Source organism: Saccharothrix hoggarensis, from assembly GCF_042678885.1.
Taxonomy (GTDB): Bacteria; Actinomycetota; Actinomycetes; order Mycobacteriales; family Pseudonocardiaceae; genus Actinosynnema; species Actinosynnema hoggarensis.
Window position 1 is genome coordinate 13,940 of record NZ_JBHTLK010000068.1, and the last position, 15,797, is coordinate 29,736.

The following is a 15,797-nucleotide window of genomic DNA, read 5'->3' on the forward strand; positions in this document are numbered from 1 at the left end:
CGACCCGACCCGGCCCGAGCCGATTCCGGGCCAGACAGCCCGCCGTCTTCGGCTCTCGGTTCTCGGCCCTCCGACGCGCGACCCAACGCGTCCGGCCCACCGCCGTCCCTCACAGCTGCGCCAGCGGCACGTGGGGAAGACCGTGCGCCTTGGCCACCTCAGCCTGCACGACCGCGCCCCGCACCACGTTCACGCCCTTCGCCAACGCCGGGTCGTCGCCGATCGCCTGCCGGAAACCCTTGTCCGCCAACGCGGTCACGTAGGGCAGTGTGACGTTGGTCAGCGCCCACGTCGAGGTGTGCGGCACGGCGCCCGGCATGTTGGCCACGCAGTAGAACACCGAGTCGTGCACCCGGTACGTCGGGTCGTCGTGCGTGGTCGGGCGGGAGTCGGCGAAGCACCCTCCCTGGTCGATGGCGATGTCCACGAGCACCGACCCGGACCTCATGGTGGACACGAGCTGGTTGCTCACCAGCTTCGGCGCCTTCGCGCCCGGCACGAGCACCGCGCCGATGACCAGGTCCGCCCACCTGCACGCCTTCTCCACCTCGTACGCGTTGCCGGTCACCGTCTGCAGGTGCCCGCGGTAGGTGAAGTCGATCTGCCGCAGCCGGTTGACGTTCGTGTCCAGCACGACCACCTCGGCCTGCATGCCGAGCGCCACCGCGGCAGCGTTCATGCCCGCCACACCGGCCCCGATCACCGCGACCTTCCCCGCGGGCACACCGGGCACACCGCCGAGCAGCACGCCCCGCCCTCCCTGGTTGCGCTCCAGGCAGTGCGCGCCGACCTGGGCGGCCATCCGGCCGGCGACCTCGCTCATCGGCGCGAGCAGCGGCAACGACCCGTCCGGCAGCTGCACGGTCTCGTAGGCGACGGCGTCGACGCCCGACGCGACCACGGCCCGCGTGCACTCGGCGTCGGCGGCCAGGTGCAGGTAGGTGAACAGGGTCAGCCCGGGCCGCATCCGGTGGAACTCCTCGGCGACCGGCTCCTTGACCTTCAGCACCAGCTCGGCGTCGCCCCACACGTCGTCCGCGTCCGGCACGACCACGGCGCCCGCGGCGGTGAACTCGGCGTCCGTGATCGACGACCCGGCGCCCGCTCCCGACTCGACCAGCACCCGGTGGCCGCGGCGCGTCAGCTCTACCACGCCCGCCGGCGTGACGGCGACCCGGTACTCGTGGTTCTTCACCTCTCGCGGCACTCCGACCAGCACCCTGAAAGGGTAGGTCGACCAGCGGGTTCCGGCTCACCAGGAAGGTTCGGCTGTTAGCGTTTGACCCGTGTCGGAACCACACCAGGTGCGCATCGGCGACCAGCAGCGCGAAGAGGCGATCAACGCCCTGAACGACCACTTCGCGGCCGGCCGCCTGGAGATCGGCGAGTACGAGCAGCGCGTCGGCTACGCGTCCGCGGCCCAGACCGCGCACGAGCTGTCCGCCCTGTTCCGCGACCTGCCGCCGCCGCACCCGGTGTTCGCGCCGCCGTCGTACCCGACGCCGACCGCCGCGTACCCGCCCCCGCCGCCGATGCCCGGCTACAGCACGCCCGGCTACAGCACGCCAGGCCACGGTGTGCCGGGAGTGCCGCCCGGTTACGCGGACCCGACGCAGGCCTACGCGTACAACTACCCACCCGGCTACAACCCCAACGCGCCGTACGGCGTCGACCCGGTGACCGGGCAGCCCTTGTCGGACAAGTCGAAGATCGCGGCCGGCGTGCTGCAGCTGGCGCTGCCGTTCGGCATCGGCCGCTTCTACATCGGCGACACCGGCATCGGCATCGCCCAGCTGCTGACCTGCGGCGGCTGCGGCATCTGGTCCCTGATCGACGGGATCATCCTGCTCGTCAACGGCGGCACGGACAGCGAGGGCCGCAAGCTACGCGACTAGGTTCCGCGCCAGCATCCACGTGGCGGCCAACGCCACCACCGGCACGCCCACCTTCGGCGACACGCGCGGTGTCGGCGTGCCGGCCCGGGCCGCCCGGAACCACCGCGCCCACAGCCACACCAGCAGCGGCAGCCCGGCGACCAGCATGACCGCGTTGAACTGCCAGGCGGCGACCACGTCACCGTGCAGCAGGGCGTGGACCATCCGCGTCGACCCGCACGCCGGGCACTGGATGCCCGTCAACGCGTAGAGCGGGCACGGCGGCAGCCACGACCCCGGCCGGTTGGGGTCCACGACCAGCAGCACCCCGCACCCGGCCAACGCCGCCCCGGCCAACGCCAACGGCCCGCGCACACCCACGCCGACCATCATCCCCCAAGCCGACCCTGGGGTCCCGCGTTCGGGACCCCCGGGTCGCGCGCTCAGGACTGCCGCGCCGCGAAGCGCGTCGGCCGGTCGTGGAACGGGGCGTCCGCCGGACGGCCCTCGGCCCGGCCCTCGACGACGGCCTGCGCGGCGAGCAGACCGGCCACGGCGGGACCGTTCACGATCTCACCGGCCAGCGCCATCGCCACCGCGTCGGCCAACGGGAAGGCCTTCGCCTCCAGGTCGGCCTCCTCCTCGCCCTGCACGTCCCGGTCCACGACGGTCAGCCCGCGGGCCAGGAACACCCGCACCACCTCGTCGGTGAACCCCGGCGACACGGCGACGTCCACCAACGTCACCCACTCCGCCGCCGCGAGCCCGACCTCCTCGGCCAGCTCACGGCGCGCGGCGGCCACCGGGGTCTCGTCGCCGGCGTCCAGCAGCCCGGCGGGCAGCTCCCACAGCCGACGCCCCAACGGGTGCCGGTACTGGTGGATCAGCGTCACCGCGCCGTCGTCGTCCAGCGCCACGACGGCCACCGCGCCGAGGTGTTCCACCACCTCGCGCCGCGCCGTGCCGCCGCCGGGCATGGCGACCTCGTCCACCCGCAGCGCCACGACGCGCCCGACGTGCACGTCCTCCGACGACACCGTGTCGAACGCGTGCCGGGGCGAGCCCGTGTCCTCCTGGGCGGTCACTGCGCGGCCCCCGCGGTCTCGGGCAGCGGCAGCCGGTCGGCCAGCCGGTAGTCCAGCGCCGCCTTCACGAACGCCGCGAACAGCGGGTGCGGCTTCGTCGGGCGCGACTTCAGCTCCGGGTGCGCCTGGGTGGCCACGAAGAACGGGTGCACGTCGGCGGGCAGCTCGACGAACTCCACCAGCCGCCCGTCCGGCGACGTCCCCGAGAACACCAGGCCCGCCGCGCCGAGCTGCGCGCGGTAGGCGTTGTTGACCTCGTACCGGTGCCGGTGCCGCTCGGACACCTCCAGCGACCCGTACGCCGACGCCACCTGCGAGCCCGGCACCAGCTTCGCCGGGTACGCGCCGAGCCGCATCGTGCCGCCCATGTCCCGCTGCCCGGAGACGACGTCCTCCTGGTCGGCCATGGTGCTGATGACCGGCGACCCGCCCTCCTCGAACTCGGACGAGTTCGCGTCCTCGATGCCCGCGAGGTTCCGCGCCGCCTCGATGACCAGGCACTGCAACCCCAGGCACAGGCCCAGCAGCGGGATGCCGCGGGTCCGCGCGTAGGTGATCGCGCCGATCTTGCCCTCGATGCCGCGCACCCCGAACCCGCCGGGGATGAGGATCGCGTCGAGCCCGCCCAGCGCGTGCGCGGCGCCGGACGGCGTCTTGCACTCGTCGGACGGCACCCACACGATCTCGACCTTGGTGCGGTGCGCGAAACCGCCCGCGCGCAGCGCCTCCGTCACCGACAGGTAGGCGTCGGGCAGGTCGACGTACTTGCCGACCAGCGCGATGCGGACCTTCTCCGCCGGGTTGTGCACCCGGTCGAGCAGGTCGCCCCACACGGTCCAGTCGACGTCGCGGAACGGCAGGTCGAGCCGCCGCACCACGTACGCGTCGAGGCCCTCGCCGTGCAGCACCTTGGGGATGTCGTAGATCGACCGCGCGTCCACCGCGGCCACCACGGCCTCGGTGTCCACGTCGCACATCAGGCCGATCTTGCGCTTCAACGCGTCCGGGATCTCCCGGTCGGCCCGGCACACGATGGCGTCGGGCTGGATGCCGATGTTGCGCAGCGCGGCGACGGAGTGCTGCGTCGGCTTGGTCTTCAGCTCGCCGGACGGCGCGAGGTACGGCACCAGCGACACGTGCAGGAAGAACACGTTGTCGCGACCGACGTCGTGGCGCACCTGCCGGCACGCCTCCAGGAACGGCAGCGACTCGATGTCGCCGACCGTGCCGCCGACCTCGGTGATGACCACGTCCGGCGTGACGCCGTCCGGGCCCGGCTCGGCCATCGCCCGGATGCGCCGCTTGATCTCGTCGGTGATGTGCGGGATCACCTGGACCGTGTCGCCCAGGTACTCGCCGCGCCGCTCCTTCGCGATGACCTCGGAGTACACCTGCCCCGTGGTGACGTTGGCGTCACCGGAGAGGTCCCTCGCCAGGAACCGCTCGTAGTGGCCGATGTCGAGGTCGGTCTCCGCGCCGTCGTCGGTGACGAACACCTCGCCGTGCTGGAACGGGTTCATCGTGCCCGGATCGACGTTCAGATACGGGTCCAGCTTCTGCATGGTCACTCGAAGACCACGAGCGGTGAGCAGCTGCCCGAGGCTGGAGGCGGTCAACCCCTTGCCGAGGGACGACGCCACACCCCCGGTGACGAAAACGTGCTTGGTCGTACGTGCCTGCTGCACCAAGGAGGCTCCCCGTGGTCCTGGATTTCCGCTAGGGGCCGGCTGGGGTGGTTCCGCACAGCTCAGCGCCCTGTCCACGGGCCCTAACGCTAACACGCCACCGGTCACCCAGCGCGCCGGCGGGCCCGGCGGCGTGTCACTCGGATGGCCTAGGGTCGCTCGAACAGGAGACCACCGACCGCGATCCGCCCGCGGAACCGCCCCGGGAACGCCCGGCAACGCCTCCGGAACCGCCCGGTGAACGCCTCGGAACGGCCGACACCCGCACCGGCCCCATCCCCGGGCGCCGCCCGTCCGCTGTCAGCCGGCGGTTCCCGGCGCGGGCGCCTCGGCGTTGCCCGCCACCCCGTACCGCCCGGCCTTCCCCTCCAGCTGCTCGCGCAACGCCAGCACCGTCACCACCCGACCGGCGGCGGTGTGCAGGTTGTCCACGGTGGAGAGCACGGACGTCGCCGCCGTGTCCGCCCGCACCACGCCGACCGCCCCCGTGCCGTCGGCCGACCCGTCCCCGCCCGCCAGCACCGTCCCCGCGCCGGACCGGTCGAGCTGGGTGGCGAACCGCGCCACCACCGCCGCCCGGTCACCGGCCGAGTCGCCGCGCACCGCACCACCGGTGAGCACCACGGCCAGCTGCGCGGGCTGCAACCCCTGCCCCGGCTTGACGAAACCGGCGCTCGCCAGCCCGCCCAGCCCGGCCGCCAGCTCGTCCGGGGTGGACTGCGGCTGGTTGTCGTCCTTGCTGATCAGCAGCAGCGAGCCGAGCAGCCCGCCCGCCCGCGTCCCCGGGTCGGCCCCGGTGGGCAGCTGGGTGCCGGCAGGCTGGAGCCGGGCGACCAGGTTCAGCAGCTGGTCGGCCTTGTCCGGGTCGGTGAACGAGTCGGTGAGCTGCAGCTCCCCGGTGACGGTCGCGCCCGCCGAGCGCAGCAGCCCGGTCAACGCGTCCCGGTCGTTCGGGTCGGTGTCGCCGGTGGTGACGACCACGACGGTCCGGTCGGCCAGCTGCCCCTTCACGGCCAGCGGGCCGACGGAGGTGGCGAACCGGTCGGCGTCGGCGAGCCGGGCGTCGAGCCCGCTGCGCTGCGCCTGCAACGCGGCGACCTCCTCGCCGAGCGCGCTGTTGTCGTCGGTGAGCCCGGACAGCAGCCGGCCGCTGATGGCGGTGGAGCCGAGCACCACCCCTACGGCCAGCGCCAGGAACACCGCGGTGACGGAGACGATGTGGTAGCGCAGCGAGATCACGCGAACAACCCCCTGAACCAGTCGACGACGGATCGGAACGCGTCGGCCGCCAGGTCCACGTAGACCTGCCCGACCCCGGACACCGCCAGCGCGGCCACCATCGCCACGACGGCGGCCAGCACCAGCAGGGTGATCAGGCCCAGCGACACCCGGCTGCGGTGCAGCGTGGCGACGGCGTGCCCGTCCACGAGCTTGTTGCCCAGCTTCAGCCGGGTCAGGAACGTCGACGGGGTGGACCCGGAGTTCCCGCGGTCCAGGAACTCGCGCAGCCCGGCCTGCAGGCCGACGGTCACCACCAGCGACGCGCCGTTCGCCTCGGCCAGCAGCAGCGCCAGGTCCTCGGCGTTGCCGGTCGCGGGGAACGTCACCGCGCCGATGCCCAGGTCCTGGATGCGCTCCAGACCGGGCGCGTGGCCGTCGGTCTGCGCCGGCACCACGACCTCCGAGCCGGACTTCAACGTCTCGGTGCCGATGGCGTCCGGGTCGCCGACGATGACGTCCGGCTTGAACCCGGCGTCGTGGAGGGTGTCCGCGCCCGCGTCCACGCCGATCAGCACCGGCCGGTACTCGCGGATGTACTTGCGGAGCTTCCGCAGCTCCTCGGCGTGCCGCGGGCCGCCCGCGACGACCAGCACCTGCCGGTCGCGGATCGGCACGAACACCTCGGGCACGCCGACGCCGTCGAGGATCAGCGACCGCTCCCGGCGCAGGAACTCGATGGTGTTCGCCGAGAACGCCTCCAGCTGCGCGGCCATGCCCGCCTTGGCCCCGATCATCGCGTCGGCGATCGACTCGGCGGTCTGCTGGACGCCGCGCGCGACCTCCTTCTCGCCGACGAACACCCCGCCGTCGTGCAGTCGCAGCTTGGCGCCGTCCCTGATCTCGCGCAGGACCGCCGTGCCGACGCCGTCGACCAGCGGGACACCGGCCTCGACCAGCAGTTCCGGGCCGAGGTTCGGGAACCGGCCGGAGATGGACGGCGAGGCGTTCACGACGCCCGCCACCCCGGCGTGGACGAGCGCCTCGGCGGTGCGGCGGTCGATGTCGACGTGGTCGAGGACGGCGACGTCGCCGGGACTCAGGCGGCGCAGGAGGTCACCCGAGCGGCGATCGACCCGCGCCACGCCGACGACGCCTGGCAGTTCGTGGTTCGTGCGGCCGAGCAACCCGGAGAGCTTCATGAACCGATGGTGACTCACGTCCGGCGCGGTTCGGCGGCCAACACGCCGAGCGGGTCCGGGCTGGTCAGTGACTCCACTAATCCACAGTGGACGGATTACCCCCGGACGGGTGACGTCGCCCGTCGCCCGCCGGCCCCGCATCGCCGGCCCGCGGAGTGGCGGGTGGGACGTCCAGCTCGGACACCGGGATCGCGATGCCGAACGGCGGGGTGTCCGCGTCGGCGTCGGGGCCGGCGTCCGGGTCGTCCAGCCGGTGCACCACCGCCACCTCGCCGTCGCCGGTCTCCGCCGGGGCGTCGCCGCTCGTCCAATCCTGCACGAGGAGCGCACCCGCCAGGGCCGCCAGCAGGCCGCCGACGAGCACCGGGGCGCCGGACTCCAGGTCGGTGGTGACCGTGACGCCGCTGATGGGGTCGACCGTCGCCACCACCAGCACCTGCTGGGCGACCGCCCACACCGCGCCGATCATCAGCATCACGCCCGCGAGCGCGCCGAGCCTGCCCCACGCCCGCCGCGCGAGCACCGCGCCCAGCACGGCCAGCCCCGCACCGGCGACCACCGGCAGGCCGAACCAGGCGTCCCGGGCCTGCACCCGCTCCCCGCTCAGCAGGCCCCACAGGTTCTGCCGGTTCTCGAAGGTCAGGTCCCGGCCCAGGTCGAACGCGTGCGTGTACAGCGGGAGGACCGTGCCCAGCACGGCCAGCGCCGCGCCGACGAGCAGCGCCACCACGCCGACCCGGCGCCTCACGCCGGACCGTTCGCCCCGGACCGGTCGTCGTACCCGGTCCCCGGAATCCGCGCGACCTCCACCCCGGGTGCCTCCACCACGGGAATCCCGAACGGCGGGGTGTCCGTGTCGTCGCCGTCGCCGTCGCCGTCCACCCGGTACACCACCGGCCCCTCGGGCCGCGGCGTCGCGCGCCGGCCGTGCACGAGCACCGTCCCGACCACCGCCAGCACCACGGCGGCGGTCAGCACCCAGACGCCGTCGCCCACTTCCTCCGTGAAGCCGCCGATGGCCTCGACCGGGCTCTCCTCGCCGTCCGGGTCGTCCACGGCCGTCGCCACGACCATGCCGGTCGTCCACACCGAACCGGCCAGCAGCGCCGTCCCGACCACCGCGGCGTACCGGGCGGCCAGGCGCTGCGCCTCCGGCAGCGCCACCAGGGCCGCCGCGATGGCCAGCAGCACCGCCGAGATCACGATCGGCACGCCGAACTGGGGCGTCTGATCCAGCATGAGGTCGATCTCCGACGACGAGGCGTCGGCGGTGATGTCCCACGACGTCGTGGTGAACCCCACCCGCTCGTCCCGGAACAGGCTGCCCTGCCAGAACAGCGGCCGGAACGTGCCGACCACGGCCACCGCGCCCGCCCCGACCAGCGCCGCCACGCCGACCAGCCGTCGGCTCACTTCTTCTTCGCCTTGCGCCGCACCACGGGAACGCTCTCCTTGTCGGCCTTCGCCGCCGCCAGCAGCTCCTCGGCGTGCGCCCGGCCCGTATCGGTGGAATCCATGCCCGCGAGCATGCGGGCCAGCTCGACGACCCGCTGCGACTCGTCCAGCCGCCGCACACCGCTGCGGGTGAGCACGCCGTCCGCCGTCTTGTCGACCACCAGGTGCCGGTCGGCGAACGCCGCGACCTGCGGCAGGTGCGTGACCACGATGACCTGGTGGCTGCGCGCCAACCGGGCCAGCCGCCGGCCGACCTCGACCGCGGCCCGACCGCCCACACCGGCGTCGACCTCGTCGAACACCAGCGTCGGCACCGGGTCGGAGTGCGACAGCACGACCTCCAGCGCCAGCATCACCCGCGACAGCTCGCCACCGGACGCGCCCTTGTGCACGGGCAGCGCGGGCGCGCCGGGGTGCGCGATCAGCCGCAGCTCCACGTCGTCCACACCGCTGGCGCCCGCGTGCAACCGCTGCCCGTCGACCAGCAACGCCTGCGCGTCACCCTGCTCGGCCACCCGAGGCCGCACCGCGACCTCCACCGTGGCGTGCGGCATGGCCAGGCCCGTCAGCTCCTCGGACACCGCCCGGCCCAGCTCCTCGGCGGCGGCGGTCCGCTCCGCGGTCACCTGCCGCGCGTACCCGGCCAGCTCCGCGGCCAGCTCGTCGCGGCGCGCCGCCAACGCGGCCAACGCCTCGTCGGACGTGTCCAGCCCGGCCAGCCGGGACGACGCGTCCTCCGCCCACGCGATCACGCCGTCCACGTCCGCCGCGTACTTGCGGGTCAGCGACTTCAGCTCGGCCTGGCGGGCGAGCACCTGCTCCAGCCGCGCCGGGTCCGCGTCCAGGTTCTCCAGGTAGGAGACGATCTCCGCGCCGACGTCCGCGAGCAGCGTCTCCGCCTCCACCAGCCGCGACTCCATCCCGCGCAGCTGCGGGTCGTCGGAGGCCACCAGCCGCCGCCGCGCCTCGCCGATCAGGCCCAGCGCGCCGGGGTTGTCCGGGTCGCCGTCCGGCGAACCCGACACCGCGTACTGGGCGCCCGACGCGGCCTCGCGCAGCTGGTCGGCGTCCGCCAGCCGACGCGCCTCGGCGATCAGCTCCTCGTCCTCGCCCGGCTTCGGGTCCACCGCGCTGATCTCCGCGAGACCGTGCCGCAGCAGCTCCGCCTCGCGGGCCAGCTCGTGGGACCGCGCCGTGCGCTCCGTCAGCTCCGCCGCCACCCGCAGCCACTCGTCGCGGACCTTGCGGTAGGAGCGCAGCGGCTCGGCGACCTCGTCACCGGCGAACCGGTCGAGCACCGCCCGCTGCTCGGCGGGCCGCAGCAGCCGCAGCTGGTCGTTCTGCCCGTGCACGGCGATCAGCTGCTCGGCCAGCTCCGACAGCACCCCGACCGGCACGGACCGGCCGCCGAGGTGGGCCCGGGACCGGCCGTCGGCGCCGACGGTGCGGATCGCGATCACGCTGCCGTCGTCGTCCGGCTCGCCGCCGACCTCCTCGGCGACCTTCGCCGCCGGGCTGCCCGCGGGCGCCTGGAACCGCCCCTCGACCACCGCCTTGTCCGCGCCGTTGCGCACGCGGGACGCTTCGGCCCGGCCACCGCTCAGCAGGTGGAGCCCGGTCACGACCATCGTCTTGCCCGCACCGGTCTCGCCCGTCACGACGGTGAAACCGGCGCCGAGCTCAAGGGTGGCCTCGTCGATCACACCGAGGCCCTGGATGCGCATCTCGGCCAGCACGAGGCGAACACTACTGGGCGACACGGACAAAGCGTGTGTTCGGGGGCGGGTGTCCCGTTGTTGATCTCACCGGGGCCGCCCCCGGCCCCGCCGGGCGCGGCCTACCCGGCGGACGGGCCGCGCCACCCCTGCACCGGCAGCTCGAACTTCTCCACCAGCCGGTCCGTGAACGGCCCCTGGCGCAGCCGGATCAGCCGCAACGGGGTCCGCCCGCCGACCACCTCGACCCGCGCGCCGGGCGGCAGGTTCACCGTCCGGCGGCCGTCCGCGCACAGCACCGCCGGGTGCCCCTCCGGGTCGACCTCCAGCGCCACCACGGACGCCGGCGACACCACCAGGGGCCGCGCGAACAGGGCGTGCGCGTTGCTCGGCACCACCAGCAACGCCTGCACGTCCGGCCACACCACCGGCCCGCCGGCCGAGAACGCGTACGCCGTCGACCCGGTCGGGGTCGCCACCAGCACGCCGTCGCAGCCGAACGCCGACACCGGCCGGCCGTCCACCTCCACCACGACGTCCAGGATGCGTTCCCGCGTGCTCTTCTCGACGCTCGCCTCGTTGAGCGCCCAGGTGCTCTCCAGCACCTCGCCGTCCACCAGAGCGGTGATGTCGACCGTCATCCGCTCCTCGACCTCGTAGTCCCGGTCGACGACGTGCGTGATCGCCTCGTACAGCGCGTCCGAGTCGGCCTCGGCGAGGAACCCCACCCGGCCGAGATTCACCCCCAGCACGGGCACGCCCGCCGACCGCGCCAGCTCCGCCGCCCGCAGCAGCGTGCCGTCACCGCCGAGCACGAACACCAGCTCGGTGCCCTCGGCGGCCTTCTCGTCGGCCAGCACGACCTGCGCGAAGCACGACGGGTCCAGGTCGGGCGCCTCGTCCTCCAGCACGCGCAGCCGCACGCCGCCCGCCGCGAACCGCGCCGCGACCTCCTGCGCCACCAGCACGTTGCTGCGCCGCCCGGTGTGGACGACCAGCAGGATCTCCCTCGACACCGGATCGCTGCTCACTGCGGTCCTTCCGCTACGGCGGCGCGCACGAGCGCGGTGGCGTCCGCCACGTCCAGGGGCTCACCCCGGCGCAGCCAGACGAAGAACTCGACGTTGCCCGACGGCCCCGGCAGCGGGCTCGCGGTGACGCCGTGCAGGCGCAGGCCCAGCCCGGCCGCGGCCGCCACGACGTCCAGCACCGCCTCGGCCCGCAACTCCGGGTCGCGCACCACACCGCCCGAGCCTAGGCGTTCCTTCCCGACCTCGAACTGGGGTTTCACCATCGGCAGCAAGTCGCCCTCCTCGTCGAGGCACGCGGCCAGCGCGGGCAGCACCAGCCTCAACGAGATGAACGAGAGATCCGCCACCACGAGTTCAACGGGCCCGCCGATGTCCTCGGGCGTCAACGACCGCACGTTCGTCTTGTCCTTGACCACGACCCGGTCGTCCGTGCGCAGCCGCCAGTCCAGCAGGCCGCGGCCGACGTCGGCCGCCACGACCTCCCGCGCGCCCGCGCGCAGCAGCACGTCGGTGAACCCGCCGGTGGACGCGCCCGCGTCCAGGCACCGCCTGCCCTTGACGTCCACCGCGTGGAACGCCTCCAGCGCGCCGACCAGCTTGTGCGCGCCGCGCGAGGCGTAGTTCGGGTCGTCGGTCTCGCGGACCACCAGCGCCGTGTCCAGCTCGACGGCCGTCGCCGGTTTCGTGGCCACCGTGCCGCGGACCGTCACCCGGCCCTCGGAGACGAGTTGGCTGGCGTGCTCCCGGGACCTGGCCAGCCCGCGGCGGACCAGTTCGGCGTCCAGCCGAGCCCTGCGCGGCACCGTCAGACCTTGTCGATGCTGGACAGCGCGGCCGTCAACGCGGTGTGCGCGTCGTCGAACCGGGCCACGTGCTCGACCACGTCCAGCTCGTCCAGCCCGTCGAGACCGGCCAGGGCGTCGTCGATCCCGGCCACGGGATCACGCGGCGGGCCGGGGAGGGGAACCTCGAAGCTCACAGGATTCAAGGTAGCCGATGCAGCACCGACAGGTCGGCAGCCACGTAGGTGGGCCGCAGGTCCTCCGGCAGGGCCGCGGCTTCCGCCTCCGTGGACACGCCGGTGAGCACCAGCAACGAGTCCATGCCCGCGTTCACCGCGCCCGCGATGTCGGTGTCCAGCCGGTCGCCCACGACCAGCGGCCGCTGCGCGCCGGCGGACTTCGCGGCCTGCTCCAGCAGCGGCGTCGCCGGCTTGCCCGCCACCAGCGGCTCCGCGCCGGTCGCCGTCCTCAGCGCGGCCACCAGCGCGCCGTTGCCGGGCAGCAGGCCTCGTTCGGTGGGCAGCGTCGCGTCCACGTTGCACGCGACCCACCGGGCGCCCGCCCGGATCGCCACGCACGCCTCTGCCAGCTCGCGCCACCCCAGGTCCTGCGACAGGCCCTGCACCACGGCCCGCGCCCCGTCGCCCCGGTCGGTGGGCCGGAACCCGCGCAGCCGCACCTGCTCCGCCAACGCGTCCGTGCCCAGCACCAGCACGTCGCTCCCGGACGGCACCAGGTCGAGCAGCATCGCCGCGCCCGCCTGGGCGCTCGTGCTCACCTCGTCCAGCGCGGCGTGGAAGCCGAGCTCGTTCAGGTGCTCGGCGACGGCCTCCGGCGACCGCGACGCGTTGTTCGTGACGAACCGGATGCCGGTGCCGTGCTCACGGGCGGCGGCGACGGCCTCCACCGCACCGGGCACGACCTCACGCCCCCGGTAGACCGTGCCGTCGAGGTCCAGCAGCAGGGCGTCGTAGCGGGCCAGCAGCACAGGCGTCTCCGTTCGGGTGTCCTGGTGACAGTCTGAAGGCTCGACGCCGGGTGGCGTCGAGCCTTCGGACTGTGGCATCGCTCATGTCACAGAGGTCTTGCTCCGTCGTGCTTCACGCCGTCGCGGCGGTCACTCCTGCGGGCTCAGGTCGAACGCCCGCTCGGCCGCGTCGGTCTCGTTGTCGTCGTCGGCCTGCGCGGCGTTGAGGAACCACTTGATGGCCTCGTCCGTGCGGCCCGCGGCTTCGAGGTTGTCGGCGTACGCGTAGAACAAGCGCGCGCTCCACGGGTCGCGCCGCTTCGGGTCGAGGTCGTCGCCCTGCAGCGCCACCACGGCCGCGTCCAGCTGCCCCATGTCCCGACGGGCGCCGGCCGCGACGATCCGCAGCTCCACCGCCTCGTCCGCGGACAGCAGCGCCACCTGCGCCTCGCGGGCCAGCTCGATCGCCCGCTCCGGACGCCCCAGCGCCCGCTCGCAGTCGGCCATCACCGCGACGTGCCCGGTGCTGTTCGACATGCGGCGCGCGGCGCGCAGCTCGGACAGCGCCTCGGCCCACTCGCCGGCGTGGTAGGCGGCCAGCCCTGCGGCTTCACGCACCACCGCGACCCGCGCCGCCTTCGACCGCGCGTACCGGGCGTGCTCCAGCGCCAGCTCCGGCTCGCTGTCGATGAGCATGCCCGCCGCCGCCAGGTGCCGGCCGACGATCTCGGCCAGGCCCTTGGGCAGGCCGCGCAGCTCCTGCTTCACCTCGGGGTCGAGGACGGAGATGTCGGCGTCCTCGGGCAGCTCGGGCGTGCGGGCCCGGGTGAACACGCGCTCTTCACCGTCGACCGCCGGCACAGCCTCCGCGGCGGTCTCCCGCACGGCCTCCGGGGCAACCTCGACGTCCTCGACGTCACCGGCGACCGCGTCCGCGTCCGCTACCTCGCCGACAGCCTCGGGCTCGTCACCCTCGACCGCCGCCTCGACGTCGTCCACGTCCTGGTCCGACTGGTCCGGCACCGCGGTCACGTCAACCGAGTCGACCTCGACCGCGTCAACCTGAACGTCGTCGACCTCAACGGCGTCGACAGCCTCGACGGCGTCCACCGGGGTCGCCGCGACACCGACCGCGGTGTCCTCGACGACCTGCGACTCGTCACCCTGCGAAGCCCGCTCCTGGAACCGCGCGGCGCGGTCGCGGCTGCGAGCGTCCCGACGGTCGTCACCCGGCTTGTCCTGCCCCGGCTTCTCGTGGCGGGGCTTGTCGTAACGGGGCTTGTCGTGCACCGACTTGCCGTGACGCGGCTTGTCGTGCCGGTTCCGGTCACCGCTGGGCCGGTCGCTGCCGGCCCGGTCGTCGCGACGCGGGTAGCTCGGCCGGTCCCCGCCGCGGTCGTCCCTGCGGAACCCGCCGCGGTCGCCACCACGGTCGTCCCGGCGCGGATAACCGCCACGGTCGCCGCTCGGCCGGTCGCTGCCACTCCGGTCGTCACGACGCGGGTAGCTCGGACGATCCCCGCCACGGTCATCGCGACGCGGGTAACCACCGCGGTCACCACTCGGCCGATCGCTGCCACTCCGGTCATCCCGACGCGGGTAGCTCGGACGGTCGCCACCACGGTCGTCACGCCTCTGGTAACCACCGCGGTCACCGCTCGGCCGGTCACCACCGGCGCGGTCGTCACGCTTCTGGTAGCCGCCACGGTCGCCGCTGGGCCGGTCGTCGCGGCGGAACCCGCCGCGGTCACCGGTCCGGTCGTCACGACGCGGGTAGGTCGGACGGTCGCCACCACGACTGTCCGACCTGAACCCACCGCGGTCGCCACCGCGGTCATCGCGCCTCGGGTAACCACCACGGTCACCACTCGGCCGGTCACTGCCGCCGCGGTCGTCGCGACGCGGGTAGCTGGGCCGATCGCTGCCACTCCGGTCATCCCGACGCGGGTAGCTCGGACGATCGCTGCCGCTCCGGTCGTCACGGCGGGGGTAGCTGGGGCGGTCGCCGCCGCGGTCGTCACGACGCGGGTAGCCACCGCGGTCACTGCTCGGACGCCCGGCACCAGGCCGGTCGTCACGCCTCTGGTAACTACCCCGGTCGCCGGTCGGCCGACCACTGGCGGCGCGGTCGCTGCCGGGCCGGTCGTCGCGCGACCGGAAGTCACGGCGCTCACCGCGGTCGGCGCCGCGGTCGTCACGCTTCTGGTAGCCGCCACGGTCGCCGCTGGGCCGGTCATCGCGCCGGAACCCGCCCCGGTCACCGGTGCGGTCGTCGCGACGCTGGTACCCACCGCGGTCGTCGCTGCCGCGCTCGAAACGCGGCCGGTCGCCGGAGTCGCGGCGGAAACCACCGGTCCGGTTGTCGTCCCGACGCGGAGCACCGGCACGGTCGTCACGGGGCTTGTCATAGCGGGGACGCTCGCCCCGGTTGTCATCACGCCGGTCAGTGCCGCGAGGCTTGTCGTAACTCGGCCGGTCGTCCCGGCGCGGATAGCCGCCGGTCCGCTCGCCCGCGCGGGCGTCACGGCCACCGGTAGTCGGCTTGCGGCTTCCCTGGGTACGGCCACCGTCGTCGGATCGGCGCGGTCGGTCTCCCTGGCCACGCTGACGGTCGCCGGGTCGATCCCCGAACCTGGGCACTAGCTCCTCCTACTGTGGACACGCCGAAAGGGCTTGCGGTTTGGAGCACAAATCAATGTGCCCCCACCACAAGCCCTTTCAGGGAAGAATGTTCGGCGGCGTCCTACTCTCCCACACCCTCACGAGTGCAGTACCATCGGCGC

General features: G+C 73.9%; 16 protein-coding genes. 2 read left to right on the forward strand and 14 right to left on the reverse strand.

The genetic code is table 11. The annotated features are described in order from the left end of the window. Positions 1–109 precede the first annotated feature (109 nt). Positions 110–1,219 (reverse strand): alanine dehydrogenase, encoded by a 1,110-nt coding sequence (gene ald, locus ACFQ3T_RS15520; protein ID WP_380723963.1) that lies wholly within the window; start codon positions 1,217–1,219, stop codon positions 110–112. A gap of 67 nt (positions 1,220–1,286) precedes the next feature. On the opposite strand from ald, the gene ACFQ3T_RS15525 reads away from it, so the two are divergent. Next, positions 1,287–1,895: a DUF1707 domain-containing protein gene (locus ACFQ3T_RS15525; protein ID WP_380723964.1), complete on the forward strand. Its 609-nt coding sequence runs from the start codon at positions 1,287–1,289 to the stop codon at positions 1,893–1,895. Here ACFQ3T_RS15525 and ACFQ3T_RS15530 read toward each other — a convergent pair. The 13 genes from ACFQ3T_RS15530 to ACFQ3T_RS15590 all read right to left on the reverse strand — a co-directional run bounded on the left by ACFQ3T_RS15530 (position 1,884) and on the right by ACFQ3T_RS15590 (position 14,304). After that, entirely contained in the window at positions 1,884–2,264 is a 381-nt protein-coding gene (locus ACFQ3T_RS15530) for a DUF2752 domain-containing protein (protein ID WP_380723978.1), read from the reverse strand. The genes ACFQ3T_RS15525 and ACFQ3T_RS15530 overlap by 12 nt on opposite strands. 53 nt (positions 2,265–2,317) lie before the next feature. Then, positions 2,318–2,959 (reverse strand): NUDIX domain-containing protein, encoded by a 642-nt coding sequence (locus tag ACFQ3T_RS15535; RefSeq protein ID WP_380723965.1) that lies wholly within the window; start codon positions 2,957–2,959, stop codon positions 2,318–2,320. Then, positions 2,956–4,647, reverse strand: coding sequence for a CTP synthase (locus ACFQ3T_RS15540; RefSeq protein ID WP_380723966.1), 1,692 nt, complete (start codon positions 4,645–4,647; stop codon positions 2,956–2,958). Before ACFQ3T_RS15540 ends, ACFQ3T_RS15535 begins: the two co-directional genes overlap by 4 nt. Before the next feature lie 297 nt (positions 4,648–4,944). Next, positions 4,945–5,883, reverse strand: a complete 939-nt coding sequence (locus tag ACFQ3T_RS15545; protein ID WP_380723967.1) for a copper transporter — start codon at positions 5,881–5,883, stop codon at positions 4,945–4,947. Continuing rightward, positions 5,880–7,064, reverse strand: a complete 1,185-nt coding sequence (gene steA / locus ACFQ3T_RS15550) for a putative cytokinetic ring protein SteA (protein WP_380723968.1) — start codon at positions 7,062–7,064, stop codon at positions 5,880–5,882. The genes ACFQ3T_RS15545 and steA overlap by 4 nt, the downstream gene beginning before the upstream one ends. A gap of 76 nt (positions 7,065–7,140) precedes the next feature. Next, positions 7,141–7,812: a hypothetical protein gene (locus ACFQ3T_RS15555; RefSeq protein WP_380723969.1), complete on the reverse strand. Its 672-nt coding sequence runs from the start codon at positions 7,810–7,812 to the stop codon at positions 7,141–7,143. Continuing rightward, a complete protein-coding gene (locus ACFQ3T_RS15560) occupies positions 7,809–8,477 on the reverse strand; it encodes a hypothetical protein (RefSeq protein WP_380723970.1) in 669 nt (222 codons plus the stop codon). Before ACFQ3T_RS15560 ends, ACFQ3T_RS15555 begins: the two co-directional genes overlap by 4 nt. Beyond that, on the reverse strand, positions 8,474–10,255 hold the full coding sequence (gene recN / locus ACFQ3T_RS15565) for a DNA repair protein RecN (RefSeq protein ID WP_380723979.1): 1,782 nt from the start codon (positions 10,253–10,255) through the stop codon (positions 8,474–8,476). Before recN ends, ACFQ3T_RS15560 begins: the two co-directional genes overlap by 4 nt. A 101-nt stretch (positions 10,256–10,356) precedes the next feature. Continuing rightward, positions 10,357–11,265 carry an NAD kinase gene (locus ACFQ3T_RS15570; protein ID WP_380723971.1) on the reverse strand — a complete coding sequence of 303 codons (909 nt, stop codon included), beginning with the start codon at positions 11,263–11,265 and terminating at the stop codon, positions 10,357–10,359. Beyond that, positions 11,262–12,068: a TlyA family RNA methyltransferase gene (locus tag ACFQ3T_RS15575; protein ID WP_380723972.1), complete on the reverse strand. Its 807-nt coding sequence runs from the start codon at positions 12,066–12,068 to the stop codon at positions 11,262–11,264. The genes ACFQ3T_RS15570 and ACFQ3T_RS15575 overlap by 4 nt, the downstream gene beginning before the upstream one ends. A 2-nt stretch (positions 12,069–12,070) precedes the next feature. After that, on the reverse strand, positions 12,071–12,244 hold the full coding sequence (locus tag ACFQ3T_RS15580) for a hypothetical protein (protein WP_380723973.1): 174 nt from the start codon (positions 12,242–12,244) through the stop codon (positions 12,071–12,073). Positions 12,245–12,249: 5 nt separating this feature from the next. Next, positions 12,250–13,035 (reverse strand): HAD-IIA family hydrolase, encoded by a 786-nt coding sequence (locus tag ACFQ3T_RS15585; RefSeq protein ID WP_380723974.1) that lies wholly within the window; start codon positions 13,033–13,035, stop codon positions 12,250–12,252. A 129-nt stretch (positions 13,036–13,164) separates the two neighbouring features. Beyond that, the gene (locus ACFQ3T_RS15590) at positions 13,165–14,304 is read right to left on the reverse strand and encodes a tetratricopeptide repeat protein (protein ID WP_380723975.1); all 1,140 of its coding nucleotides are present in this window, start codon (positions 14,302–14,304) and stop codon (positions 13,165–13,167) included. Between the two features lie 9 nt (positions 14,305–14,313). Here ACFQ3T_RS15590 and ACFQ3T_RS15595 point away from each other — a divergent pair, with 9 nt between their 5' ends. Next, positions 14,314–15,657: a hypothetical protein gene (locus ACFQ3T_RS15595; protein WP_380723976.1), complete on the forward strand. Its 1,344-nt coding sequence runs from the start codon at positions 14,314–14,316 to the stop codon at positions 15,655–15,657. Positions 15,658–15,797: the final 140 nt, after the last annotated feature.